Origin of the sequence: Streptomyces sp. NPDC050617, from assembly GCF_040654795.1 — a bacterium.
Taxonomy (GTDB): domain Bacteria; phylum Actinomycetota; class Actinomycetes; order Streptomycetales; family Streptomycetaceae; genus Streptomyces.
On sequence record NZ_JBFAIS010000007.1, the window covers coordinates 129,823 to 141,866 of the forward strand.

The following is a 12,044-nucleotide window of genomic DNA, read 5'->3' on the forward strand; positions in this document are numbered from 1 at the left end:
CATGTGGCGGGGTCGGGGACCCTTGCCTGGCGTCATTGGCTCCCACGGCTCCAATGAGGCTGTACAGAGCCCGAGTTGGGGAATCTCGGGGCAATCGCACAGGGGGGATCCCGGTGGCGGAAGGGGCCGCCGGGAGACGGTCGTCGCGCGTCGTGCCCAGGTGGCGGCCGACACGGACGAGCCCGCGCGGTCGAGGGGGACCCACAGGGCTCGGAAACTGACACGCAGCCAGCATGCGTGCGGGGGGATGACTCATGACGTCGACGCCTACCGGCGCCCGGCAGGATGATCAACAGGCATACGACCCGTCCGCGACGACCCGACTGCGCATACCGCGTCCGCATCAGGACCCGCACCGCACCGGTTCCGGCCGGCTCCCGGCGCAGCGCCGCCGGCGGCCTCCGTCGCGCTACGACTACGAGCACTACAGCCGGCTCGCGGGACCGCTGACCAAACCCGACCCGGACCGGCCGTACCGGGTCCGCTACCGCAGTCTGCTCGCGGACGAACCGCACCGGATACGCGCGGCGCTGCTGCTCGGCGGCGCCCCCATCGTCTCGCTCGCCCTGCTGCTGTGGCTGATGCAGCCCGCGCACTGGACCGACCGGGACCACGCGACCACGTCCATGAAGGTCCTCGACACCGTGATGCTGGTGTCGATCGGGCTGATCGAGCTGTTCCGCACGATGAACGTCACCTCCAACGCGCACGCGACGCTGGTGGCCCGCGACCCGATCCCGGTGGTGCCCGAGACCGGCACCAAGGTCGCCTTCCTCACCTCGTTCGTGCCCGGCAAGGAGCCGATCGAGATGGTGACGCGGACCCTGGAGGCAGCCGTACTCCTGCGCCACCGGGGGCTGTTGCACGTATGGCTGCTCGACGAGGGCGACGACCCGGAGGTCAAGGAGGTCTGCCGGCGGCTCGGCGTGCACCACTTCTCCCGCAAGGGCGTCGAGAAGTGGAACCGGCCCAAGGGCCCGCACCGCGCGAAGACCAAGCACGGCAACTACAACGCCTGGCTCGACGCGCACGGCGACGACTACGACTTCTTCGCCTCCGTCGACACCGACCATGTGCCGCTGCCGAACTTCCTGGAGCGGATGCTGGGCTACTTCCGCGACCCCGACATCGCCTTCGTCGTCGGCCCGCAGGTCTACGGCAACTACGAGGCGGCCGTCACCAAGGCCGCCGAAAGCCAGCAGTTCCTCTTCCACGCCCTGATCCAGCGGGCGGGCAACCGCTACGGCGCACCCATGTTCGTCGGCACCAACAACGCCGTGCGCGTCAGCGCCCTCAAGGGCATCGGCGGCCTCTACGACTCGATCACCGAGGACATGGCCACCGGCTTCGAGCTGCACCGGCACCGCAACCCGGGCACCGGCCGCAAGTGGCGCTCGGTCTACACGCCGGACGTGCTCGCCGTCGGCGAGGGGCCGAACGCGTGGACGGACTTCTTCACCCAGCAGCTGCGCTGGTCGCGCGGCACGTACGAGACGATTCTCAAGCAGTTCTGGAAGGGCCCCTTCACCCTGTCGCCGGGCAAGCTCCTCAACTACACGCTGATGGTCATCTATTACCCGATGACGGCGGTCAACTGGGTGCTCGGCGGCCTGAGCTGCGCGCTCTTCCTGGGGCTGGGCGCGTCCGGCATCCAGATCAACTCCGAGGTCTGGATGATGCTCTACAGCGACGCCGCAGCCCTCCAGATCGGGCTCTACATCTGGAACCGCCGCCACAACGTCTCGCCCCACGAGCCCGAGGGCTCGGGCGGACTGGCCGGCATGGTGATGTCCGCGCTCTCCGCGCCGATCTACGCCCGCTCGCTGATGGACGCGGTGCTGCGCCGTAAGAGCACGTTCGTGGTGACGCCCAAGGGCGACTCGGCCAGCCCCGACACGCTGTTCGGCACCTTCCGGGTGCACCTCTTCTTCGTGCTGGTCTTCGGCGGCTCCCTGGTCTCCTCGTTCCTGCTCGGCCATACGCACGTGGCGATGCGGACCTGGGCCACGCTGGCGCTGCTCATCACGGTGGCGCCGATCCTGGCCTGGGCGTGGACGCTGCGCCGCGGCAGGCGGAAGCGGCCCGGCCGCGGCGATCCGCACGACAAGGCCGCCGAGCTCGCCCTCGGAGGTGGCGACCGATGAAGTACCGTCCGAGCCGCCGTACCCGCCGGATAGCCGTCGGCGGGGCGGCGGTCCTCGTGCTGGCCGGGCTGAACGGCCCGGCGATCTGGGGTTTCGCCTCCGAGAAGTACCACGACTACAAGATCAATCAGCCGGGGTACAAGGCGGCGAACGGCCACTGGAACGTGGTCGACGTGCCGAAGGAATACAAGATCAACACCATTCACGCGGCGCTGCTCCACACCGGCAAGGTGCTGCTCGTCGCGGGCTCCGGCAACAACGCGGCCAACTTCAAGGCCAAGTCCTTCCGTACGGTCCTGTGGGACCCGGAGAAGAACACGTTCAAGAACATCCCGACCCCGAAGGACCTCTTCTGCGCCGGGCACACCCAGCTCCCGGACGGCAAGCTGCTGGTCGCGGGCGGCACGCAGCGCTACGAGAAGCTGGGCGGCGACGTCACCCGGGCGGGCGGCCTGATGATCGTCCACAACGAGAATCCGGACAAGCCGAGGACATTCCCGGCGGGCACGGTCTTCACGGGCAAGGCGACCGGCAAGTCCTTCGAGTCCAAGGACAACCTCCTGGTGCCCCGCGCGAAGAAGGCCACGGACCCGAAGACCGGCAAGGTCACCGTCACGGCCAGCACGGCGCGCGTCTATGTGGAGGCCCTGGAGAAGGGGCCCGAGCACGAGACCGGGCTCACCGACAACTACGCGATCAAGGGCCTGACCGGGGCGGACGCCCGTAACTTCTACGGCATCGCCAACAAGCTGTCCTTCGACAAGAAGGACTTCCAGGGGATAAAGGACTCCTACGAATTCGACCCGGTCTCCGAGCGCTACATCACGGTCGACCCGATGAACGAGGCCCGCTGGTACCCGACGTTGACCACCCTCCAGGACGGCAAGGTCCTGTCGGTCTCCGGTCTCGACGAGATCGGCCAGGTGGTCCCCGGCAAGAACGAGATCTACGACCCGAAGACCAAGAAGTGGACGTACCTGCCCAAGCAGCGGTTCTTCCCGACCTACCCCGCGCTCTTCCTCACCGACAAGGGAAAGATCTTCTACACCGGCTCCAACGCCGGGTACGGCCCCGCCGACCAGGGGCGCGTCCCCGGCGTCTGGGACCTGAAGACCAACGCCTTCAAGGCCGTGCCCGGCATGAGCGACCCGGACGCGCTGGAGACCTCGATGTCGGTGCTGCTGCCGCCCGCGCAGGACCAGCGGTACATGGTGCTCGGCGGCGGCGGGGTCGGCGAGGACGAGAAGTCGACCGCCCGGACCCGCATCGTGGACCTGCACGCGAAGGACCCGCGCTTCAAGGACGGCCCGGACCTGTACGCGAAGGCCCGCTACCCCAGCAGCGTCATCCTCCCCGACGACACCGTGCTGACCACCAACGGCTCCGGCGACTACCGGGGCCGCAGCGACTCCAACGTCCTCAAGGCCGAGATCTACGACCCGAAGACCAACGAGAAGCACGCCGTCGCCGACCCGCTGGTCGGCCGCAACTACCACTCGGGCGCGCTGCTGCTGCCCGACGGCCGGGTCATGACCTTCGGCTCCGACTCGCTCTTCGGCGACAAGGACAACACCAAGCCCGGGAAGTTCCAGCAGCAGATCGACCTCTACACCCCGCCGTACCTCTACAACGACTCGCGCCCGGACCTGAAGGACACCGGCGCCCGGCCGCGGACGGTGCAACTGGGCGGCAAGGCGACCTTCGCGACCGGCCACGCCACGACGATCCGCAAGGCCCGCCTGATCCGGCCGGGCTCCTTCACGCATGTGACCAACATCGAGCAGCGCTCGATCGCCCTCGACTACACCACGACCGGGGACAGCGTCACGGTCACGCTGCCCAAGGACCCCTCGCTGGTGCCGCCGGGCTGGTACATGCTCAATGTCGTGGACGATCAGGGCACGCCCTCCGAGGCGGTGTGGCTCAAGGTCCCGGAAGCCGCCGCTCGGTGAGGCGCGGCTCGCCGGGCCGGGCCCGCGCCGGCCGGCGGGCCGACAGCTTGCGGTCGAGGAACCGCCGGCCCGGCGGCGGCCCGTGGCCGGTCGGATGGCCGGCGGCCGGCGGCCGGTCCGCGAGGAGTACGGGCAGCCCGGCCTGCTCCAGCGCGAACAGCCGCAGCAGGGGGTGGAAGCGGTAGCGGCCGGGGCCCGGCGACTCCAGCAGCTGGGCGTCGACCAGCCGCTCCAGCACCGGTTCCGCCTCCCGCGCCGCACGGTGCGTGAGGCGCGCCGCCTCCCCCGCGGTCAGCTCGCCCTCGGCCTCGGCGAGCACCGGCAGCGTCTCGGCGGCCAGATGGTCCGTCTCCCCGCCGTCGAGCAGGCACTGGTAGCCCGCCTCGAAGGTGAAGCGGACCCGCAGATCGGCGTACTCGAGCTCGTCGAGCCGGCGCCGGGGGTCGGCGAGCCGGTCGGCGAGCGCCCGTACGGGCCAGCGCGGGCGGGCCGCCAGCCGGGCGCCCGCGATGCGCAGCGCCAGCGGCAGATACCCGCAGCAGCGGACCGTCTCCTCGGCCGCCGGGCGGTCGGCGGCCAGCCGCCGTTCGCCCGCGTACGCGCCGAGCAGGGCCAGCGACTGATCCATCGTCAGCAGGCCCACGTGCCGGTGGACGGCGCCGTCGACGGTGGCCAGGACGCGGCGGCTGGTGACCAGGACCGCGCAGCCGGGCGCCGCGGGCAGCAGCGGCCGCACCTGGGCGGCGTCGTAGGCGTTGTCCAGGACGACCAGCAGCCGCCGGTCGGCGGCCAGCGCGCGGTACAGCGCCCCGGCCCCCGCCTCGCCGACGGGCAGCGGGCCCTCGGCGCCGAGTGAGCGCAGGAACCGGGCGAGGACCGTGGCCGGGGCGAGCGGGCTCAGCCCGCAGTCCGCGCCGCGCAGATCGGCGTAGAGCTGCCCGTCGGGGAAGCGGTCCGCCAGCAGATGGGCGGCGTGCACGGCGAGCGCGGACTTGCCGACGCCGCCCGGCCCGTCGAGGGCGGCGATCGGGGACGGCCCGGGCGGTGCGAGGGGCCGCAGCAGGTCGAGGGAGGCCAGTTCCCGGTCGCGGCCGACCAGGACGGGCGGGTCGGGCGGCAGTTCGCGGGGCGCGGCGCCCGGCCGGGGGCGGGGGCCGCTGCCGGGGCCGCCGCCCGCCGCGGCGGGCGCGGCGGCCTGCTGCATACGGGCCCGGCGCCGCTCCTCCACCCGGTCGCGGGCCGTGGCGAGCGCGCCGAGTTCGGGCCCGGCGGCGCCGAGCAGCCGCACCAGGGCGTCGAAGCGGTCGGTGGGCGGCAGCGTCTTGCCCGCGAAGTAGTCCCCGATGACGCCGTGCGCCCAGCCGGTGCTGGCCGCCAGCTCGCGGTAGGTCAGCTGCGAGTCGCCCCGCTGCCGGGCGGCCCTGCGGCGCAGTTGGCGCAGCAGGGCGGCCAGCGCCTCGACGCTGTCGACGGCGCCGAGCTCCACGCGCCCGCCGCCCGGTCCGCCGCCCGGCCTGTCTCCGGCGGTTCCGGAAATTCCCTCGAATCCTCCGGACGCCCCGGATTCTCCGTTCACGTGCGCCACATCCCATCCGGCCGTATAGGTAAACCGCAGATCCCGTGCGTCACCCGGCTGTCCGGGCCCATCCGAACCTGTCTGACGGCGGCCGTTTCCCCCGCGAAGACTGAAGTTGATTGTGCAAGCGTTTCCCCGTTCGGACAACCTCTGCTACCCGATGATTTCCGGCACAGCGCCCCGCACGGCATTCACGTGATTGCCGTTCAGGGATCGGAATGAGAATCTCCGAAGGAGAAAAGCACGATGAGTCAGGTCCGTGACAAGCAGCAGCCGAAGCCGCCGTCGCCGGGCGAGGGCGCGCTCCGCGACGTGTACGACAGCGTCGACGCCCCCGTCGCGACCGGCTCGGCCCACTTCATGCGGGCCGGCAGCGAACTGCACCTGGTCCACCGCGACCTGGAGCTGGGCGACCGGCACCAGGCCGGGGCGCGCGTCGCCTGCGCCGCCGCGGCGGTCCGGTCGGCCCTGGCCGACTACGAGTCATCCCGCGACATCGCCCGCGAGCTGGGCTTCCACGCGGTGCACGACGCCCGGCCGCGGGCCGCGGGCCGGGAGGGCGTCGAGGTGCTCGACGTGCTCCGCGAGGCGGGCTCGCGGGGGGCTGGTGGCGCTCGACGAGGAATCGCTCGCCGACATCGCCGCGCGGTACGCCGAAGGCGGCGACGAGTCGGCATTCGGTGAATTCGTCGACGCGCTGCGGGTGTTCTCCGCAGAACTCGACACATTCGCCCGCACCGCCGACGGCGAAGGCCCCGTCGAGTGGCAGCAATTCGCCTGGAAATCGATCACGGAATTCGACCGGATTCGAATCCACGGGCAGGCGATCGTCATCATCAACATCTTCGGAATGACCAGCGTGTCCACCGCGGTCGGCTGACGAACCGATACGCCCCGTCAACTTCTTCAAGGAGGAAGAACGGATGAGTCAGGTCTGCGACAAGGCGCCCCCGCTGTCCCGGCAGGCGCTGGGCGACAAGAAGCGGCTCGCCAGTGCCTGCCGGCGGCGGAAGACCCCGGGAGGAGAGCGTCGGCCCGAGCGCCGGCGCTCTCCTCCGTGCGCCTCGCGGCGCGTACGGCGACGGGCCCGTACGCCCGGCCCGTACGCGCGCGGACCGGGCGTGCACAGACCCCGCACAGCCGCCCCACAGGGGGTGCACGGTCGGGAGGTCACCGCCGCATGACTAATCTCTCCTCGGCGGTTGCATCTTCACGCAACCTTGCGTGACCTCCCGAGTCTCTTGATGACCGGGCGGACTCGTGCCGTGTCATCAGGAGCCGGGTCCGCCGTTGGCGGCCGCTAGAAAACGAGGGGTATGGATGGGCGCAGGCAGAAGGGGTTCGTCCCGAGGGGCGCGGCCCGAGGAGGGCCGCGGCCGACGGTCGGAGCTGATGATGCTGGCCCTGGCGGTGCTGCTGACGCTGTTCGGCTACGCGTCGGTGGGTCTGGCCACGGAGGGGAAGCTGCCGGCGGAGCTGCCCATGTACGCCGTCGGAATGACGGTGATGGCCTTGGGGGCGCACTGGGCGGTGCGAAGATTCGCCCCGTACGCCGATCCGCTGATCCTGCCGATCGCCGTCGCGCTGAGCGGTCTGGGGCTGGTCCTCATCCACCGGCTCGACCTGGCGTTCGCGCTGAGCTCCCCGAAGAGGGCGGTGACGGTGGCGCCGACCCAGCTGATGTGGGGCGCCATAGGCATAGCGGTCTGCGCCGCCGTGCTGATCTTCCTCAAGGACCACCGCCATCTCCAGCGGTACACCTACATCAGCATCACGGTCGCGCTGGTGATGCTGATCGCCCCGGTGTTCTTCGGCGCGGACACGCTCGGCGCCAAGCGGTGGATCACACTGGGCTCGCTGTCGTTCCAGCCGGGCGAATTCGTCAGGATCGTCATAGCCGTGTTCTTCGCCGGCTATCTGACCCAGCACAAGGACGCCCTCGCGCTGGCCAGCCGCCGGGTGCTGGGCTTCTCGCTGCCGCGCGGGCGGCAGTTCGGGCCGATAGCCGCCGTGTGGCTGCTGAGCCTGCTGGTCCTGATCTTCGAGCGGGACCTCGGCACCTCGCTGATCTTCTTCGGGCTGTTCGTGATCATGCTGTACATCGCCACCGAGCGCACCAGCTGGGTGGTGACCGGCCTGCTGATGTTCGCCGTCGGCGCGACGGTGGTGGGTGCCATGGAGCCGCATGTGCACGGCCGCATCTCCGCCTGGCTGCACCCCTTCGACGCCCTGAAGGACCCGGGCGCCGGCTCCGACCAGCTCGCCAAGGCCCTCTTCGGCTTCGGCAGCGGCGGCGTCCTGGGCACCGGGCTCGGCTCCGGCCGCCCCGACCTCATCGGCTTCGCCGCGCGCAGCGACTTCATCCTCACCAGCGTCGGCGAGGAGCTCGGCCTCGCCGGCATGACGGCGGTCTTCCTGATGTACGCGCTGCTGATCGAGCGCGGGCTGCGGGCCGCGCTGGACGCCCGCGACTCGTTCGGCAAGCTGCTCGCGGCCGGGCTCGCCAGCGCGCTGGCGCTCCAGGTCTTCGTGGTGTCCGGCGGCGTCACCGGGCTGATCCCGCTGACCGGCAAGGCCCTGCCCTTCCTCGCCCAGGGCGGCTCCTCGCAGATCGCCAACTGGGTCCTCATCGCCTTGCTGCTGAAAGTCAGCGACGCGGCGCGCAGACCGGCCCCGGAACCGGCGGCGGACCTCGACGAACAGTCGACGCAGCTGATACGGCGCTGAGGCCGCGGGCCCTGGCGGGCGGCTACCGGTAGGCCCCGGCCTGGAGTCCGTACATCGCGGCGTAGCACCCGCCCAGCGCCGGCAGCTCCCGGTGGGGGCCGGCCTCCGCCACGCGGCCGCCGTCGAGCACGAGGATCAGGTCGGCGGCCCGTACGGTCGAGAAGCGGTGCGAGACCAGCAGAGTGATCCGCGCCCCGGCGCCGGGGCCGCCGCGCAGATCCGCTCGAACAGCGCGTGCTCCGTCTCGGCGTCGAGGCGAGGGACGCGGTCGGCTCGTCCAGGACGAGCAGCGGCGGCTCGGCGCGCATCAGCGCCCGGCCGAGGGCGATCTTCTGCCACTGGCCGCCGGACAGGTCCACGCCGCCCTCCCAGCCGCGCCCGAGCCGGATCTCCAGGCCGTCGGGCAGCGTGCCGGGCAGCTCGGCCGCGCCCGCCCGCTCCAGCGCCGCGCGGACGCGCCCGGCGTCCGCCACGCGGGCCACGTCCCCGACGCCCACACTCTCGCGCACGGACAGCTCGAAGCGGACGAAGTCCTGGAACGCGGCGGCGGCGCCGGGGCCCAGGACCCGCGTCCTGCCCCCGGCCGGACGCCGGCGCACAGGCTCTCAGCGCGCGTTGCGGGCCAGTTCGAGCGCGTACTTCTGCCACCACGTGCCCGCGCCGGGGCCGCCCTTGCAGGCGCCGTCGGACTCGCCCGGCCGCTTGATCCACAGGTAGGCGTCCACGCGCGGGTCGCCGGTCTTGACGGTCGGCGGTTCGCCGAGCGCGCGCCCGGCCGGGTTGCACCAGGTCTTCTCGTGGTCGGCGCCGGCCAGCGGCCCGTTGCCGTTGCGGCTGGTGTCGATGACGTAGTGCTTGCCGCCGAGCAGCCCGGACAGCTTGTCGCCGTACTCCCTGTTGGCCTCGGTGGTCTGGAAGTTGGAGATGTTCAGGGCGAAGCCGTCGGCGGCGTCCATGCCCGCCCGCTTGAGCGGATCGACCATGCGGTCCGGCGGCGTGACCCAGTTGGGGTTGCCGGCGTCCAGGTAGACCTTGGTGTTGGGCAGCGCCTTGACCTTGTCCACGGCCTCCTTGAGCAGCGCGAACCGCTCCTCGTGGAACTGCTGCGGGGTGCAGCCGTCCCCGATGTGCGGCAGCGCGTCCGGCTCCAGGACGACGGTCGCGCGGCGGTCCCCGATGCCGCGCAGCGCCTTGTCCAGCCAGGCCCGGTAGGCGTCGCCGTCGGCGGCGCCGCCCTGGGAGTACTGGCCGCAGTCGCGGTGCGGGATGTTGTAGAGGACGAGCAGCGCCTCGCGGCCGGCCTTCGCCGCGGCCTCGGTGAAGCCGCGGGTCTGGCCCTCCGGGTCCTCGATGCCGATCCACTCCGCGACGGGCTGGTCGGCGATCTTGTCGATCAGCGCGGCGTCCTTCTTCTCGCCGTCCGCGCGCAGCTTCGCCGCTTCCTTGGCCGCCGTGCTGTCGGGGTTGACCCAGTAGGGGGCCGTGGACTTCGGCCGCTGGTCCGGGCTTTCGTCCTTGTCGGGCTGGTCGGAGGAGGACGAGCAGGCGGCGAGCAGCAGCAGTGCCCCCACCGCCGCCCCCGCCGCGCTGATTCCGGCTCGGTGCCTGTGCCCGGTGCGACTGCCGTACATCCACTCCCCCTTGGCTGCACTCCTGGAATGGCCCAGGCCCTCAGCGGGACAAATCCGGTCCCGCCAATCCTGACACGGGGGCCCCGCCGGCCGACCCGTGTCGAGAAGCTGTTACGGCCATTCAGGGACCCGCCGCGGACGTCCGCCGCCACCGGAAAGAGTCGAAGACGGGCACGTCGGCGCGTCCGTACGGGCCGCCGCGCGGCCCCTCCGGCACCCCATCCGCACCGGCAGCCCTCCGTGTCCGCCGCGCAACTTGGCGTCAACTCGCCCTAGTGGCCGAAGGGCTGACGTTCTAAAATCTTCGCCGTGGCCCGAGCCCCCGGCTGCGCCGAACCTCCCGCGGTCGCGCCGGACCACTCCCGCAGTCCTGGCTCCCGCGGTCGAGGTCGGGCCGGGTCGGCGGCTCCGGGGGGAGCGGGTCACCGCCCCGGCCCGATGGGCGGCACGCCCGACGCTCACCCGTTCGGCGCACCGCGCCGCCGGGGCCCGGCTCAGGCGCCGGACGCCGACGCGGTCCGCTCGCCGGACGTGGGCGCCGGGCGTTCGCCGGTGAGGTAGGCGGAGACCACGACATTGGCGGAGTAGGCGTGGCGGGCCCGGTCGTACGCGCCGCCGCAGGTGATGACGCGCAGTTCGGCGCGGTGCCCGGCGCGCGGCCCGTAGACCTTCTGGGCGTCGAAGTGGTGCTTCTCGAAGACGGAGACGTCCTCGACGGTGAACTCGGCGACGGACCCGTCCGAGCGGGACACCTCGATGCGCGCGCCCGGCTTGACGCCGCCGAGGCCGTGGAAGACGGCGGGCGCGGTCCTGGTGTCGAGGTGGCCGACGAGGACGGCCGCGCCGGTACCGCCGGGCCGCGGGCCGCCCCGGTACCAGGCGACCTCGCCGGGCCGCTCGTACGGGGGCGGGTCCACCGCGCCCCGCGCGTCCAGGCCGCGGGCGACGACCGGGGCCCGTACGCCCAGCGACCCGATCGAGACCCGCAGCGGCCGGGCGTCCGGCAGCGGGCCGTGGGCCGGGGGCAGCGGATGGCTCGCGGGCCGCCCCACGGCGGCGACGTCGCCGGTCGTCGGCGTCGCGCTGCCCCGCCCCTCGGTGATCTCCCGCCCCCACGTCCACAGGCCCAGCAGCAGCGCCGCCCAGACCACCCCGATCACCAGGCGGCCGTAGCCGCCGCTGCGCGCGTGCTCCATCTCCGGCGGCCCCGTCCCGCTCAGCGGTCCGTCGTCGCGCCGCGGCGCCGGCGGCGGTGCAGGAACAGCCCGCCGAGCATCAGCGCGGCGCCGCCCGCGAGGACGAGTCCGTACGGCTCGGGGCCGCCCGTGTCCTCGATCCGGGGCGCGGTGCCGCCGCCTCCGGCCGGTACGGGCGCGACGGGCGAGGCGGGAGCGGTGGAGGAGGAGCCCTCGGCGGTCACGGTCAGGTTCCCCTGGACCGTCTCCTCCTCACCGGCGCAGGCGACGGTCACGGCGTATTCGCCGACGCTCACCGTCGAGCGGATGGCGGCCTCGCCGAAGAGCCCGTCGGAGTCCTTCGCCAGCTTGACGTCGGCGACGAACGCCTCCGACTTGGCCACCGCCTTGTCGGCCCGGCAGCCGGAGACCCGCAGCGCCACCTCGCCGCCGGGTGTGCCGGTGAGCGGTTCGATCCGCACGGCGCCGGGCGTCTCCTCGGCCGTCGCGTACGGATCGGCCACGTCCTCGGCTTGGGCGCAGAGGGGGGCGGCGGCGAGGGCGACGGCGGCGAACGCGCCGCAGAGCGAGAGGCGGACAGTGCCGCGGACAGAACCCATGGCGTACCTCCTGGTGCTTTCGAAGGTTCACCCTGGGGCCGCCGCGCGCATCCGCTCCGTGTCCGTATTACTCCATCAGGTGACGAAACGGCGATTCAGGAAGCTCGGAGAGCTGGCGGGGACCGCCGGGACCGCCCGTGAAAGCCGCCCGTAAAAGGGGTGAAAGCACAGCGAAGTCACCGCGTCGGCGCGCATGAATAGGATGGCCGTCCCATGATT

Annotated in this window: 9 protein-coding genes and 1 pseudogene; 5 read left to right on the forward strand and 5 right to left on the reverse strand. The window is 72.2% G+C overall.

Annotated features, from left to right (window positions below):
* The first annotated feature begins 254 nt into the window (after positions 1–254).
* Positions 255–2,144, forward strand: a complete 1,890-nt coding sequence (locus AB0I49_RS12255; RefSeq protein ID WP_363226829.1) for a cellulose synthase catalytic subunit — start codon at positions 255–257, stop codon at positions 2,142–2,144.
* Entirely contained in the window at positions 2,141–4,096 is a 1,956-nt protein-coding gene (locus AB0I49_RS12260; protein WP_363226830.1) for a kelch motif-containing protein, read from the forward strand. The genes AB0I49_RS12255 and AB0I49_RS12260 overlap by 4 nt, the downstream gene beginning before the upstream one ends.
* Here the strand turns inward: AB0I49_RS12260 and AB0I49_RS12265 are convergent.
* Positions 4,068–5,582, reverse strand: a complete 1,515-nt coding sequence (locus AB0I49_RS12265) for an NB-ARC domain-containing protein (RefSeq protein ID WP_363226831.1) — start codon at positions 5,580–5,582, stop codon at positions 4,068–4,070. The genes AB0I49_RS12260 and AB0I49_RS12265 overlap by 29 nt on opposite strands.
* Positions 5,583–5,918: 336 nt before the next feature.
* On the opposite strand from AB0I49_RS12265, the gene AB0I49_RS12270 reads away from it, so the two are divergent.
* The 3 genes from AB0I49_RS12270 (at position 5,919) to AB0I49_RS12280 (ending at position 8,399) form a co-directional block, all read left to right on the forward strand.
* Positions 5,919–6,356 carry a hypothetical protein gene (locus tag AB0I49_RS12270; RefSeq protein WP_363226832.1) on the forward strand — a complete coding sequence of 146 codons (438 nt, stop codon included), beginning with the start codon at positions 5,919–5,921 and terminating at the stop codon, positions 6,354–6,356.
* Positions 6,280–6,552: a hypothetical protein gene (locus tag AB0I49_RS12275; RefSeq protein WP_363226833.1), complete on the forward strand. Its 273-nt coding sequence runs from the start codon at positions 6,280–6,282 to the stop codon at positions 6,550–6,552. Before AB0I49_RS12270 ends, AB0I49_RS12275 begins: the two co-directional genes overlap by 77 nt.
* A gap of 440 nt (positions 6,553–6,992) precedes the next feature.
* Complete coding sequence (locus tag AB0I49_RS12280; protein ID WP_363226834.1) at positions 6,993–8,399, forward strand: FtsW/RodA/SpoVE family cell cycle protein; 1,407 nt, start codon at positions 6,993–6,995, stop codon at positions 8,397–8,399.
* A gap of 275 nt (positions 8,400–8,674) precedes the next feature.
* Here the strand turns inward: AB0I49_RS12280 and AB0I49_RS12285 are convergent.
* The 4 genes and pseudogenes from AB0I49_RS12285 to AB0I49_RS12300 all read right to left on the reverse strand — a co-directional run.
* A pseudogene (locus AB0I49_RS12285) lies at positions 8,675–8,998 on the reverse strand (ABC transporter ATP-binding protein); the annotation flags it as partial.
* Between the two features lie 6 nt (positions 8,999–9,004).
* Positions 9,005–10,030, reverse strand: coding sequence for a glycoside hydrolase family 6 protein (locus tag AB0I49_RS12290; RefSeq protein WP_363226835.1), 1,026 nt, complete (start codon positions 10,028–10,030; stop codon positions 9,005–9,007).
* Positions 10,031–10,524: 494 nt separating this feature from the next.
* Complete coding sequence (locus AB0I49_RS12295; protein ID WP_363226836.1) at positions 10,525–11,226, reverse strand: class F sortase; 702 nt, start codon at positions 11,224–11,226, stop codon at positions 10,525–10,527.
* Between the two features lie 20 nt (positions 11,227–11,246).
* Positions 11,247–11,825, reverse strand: coding sequence for an LPXTG cell wall anchor domain-containing protein (locus tag AB0I49_RS12300; RefSeq protein ID WP_363226837.1), 579 nt, complete (start codon positions 11,823–11,825; stop codon positions 11,247–11,249).
* Positions 11,826–12,044: the final 219 nt, after the last annotated feature.

Coding starts and splice junctions, on each gene's coding strand:
- AB0I49_RS12255 (WP_363226829.1), top strand. CDS start 255: ATGACGTCGACGCCTACCGGCGCCCGGCAGGATGATCAACAGGCATAC.
- AB0I49_RS12280 (WP_363226834.1), top strand. CDS start 6,993: ATGGGCGCAGGCAGAAGGGGTTCGTCCCGAGGGGCGCGGCCCGAGGAG.
- AB0I49_RS12290 (WP_363226835.1), bottom strand. CDS start 10,030: ATGTACGGCAGTCGCACCGGGCACAGGCACCGAGCCGGAATCAGCGCG.
- AB0I49_RS12270 (WP_363226832.1), top strand. CDS start 5,919: ATGAGTCAGGTCCGTGACAAGCAGCAGCCGAAGCCGCCGTCGCCGGGC.
- AB0I49_RS12300 (WP_363226837.1), bottom strand. CDS start 11,825: ATGGGTTCTGTCCGCGGCACTGTCCGCCTCTCGCTCTGCGGCGCGTTC.
- AB0I49_RS12295 (WP_363226836.1), bottom strand. CDS start 11,226: ATGGAGCACGCGCGCAGCGGCGGCTACGGCCGCCTGGTGATCGGGGTG.
- AB0I49_RS12260 (WP_363226830.1), top strand. CDS start 2,141: ATGAAGTACCGTCCGAGCCGCCGTACCCGCCGGATAGCCGTCGGCGGG.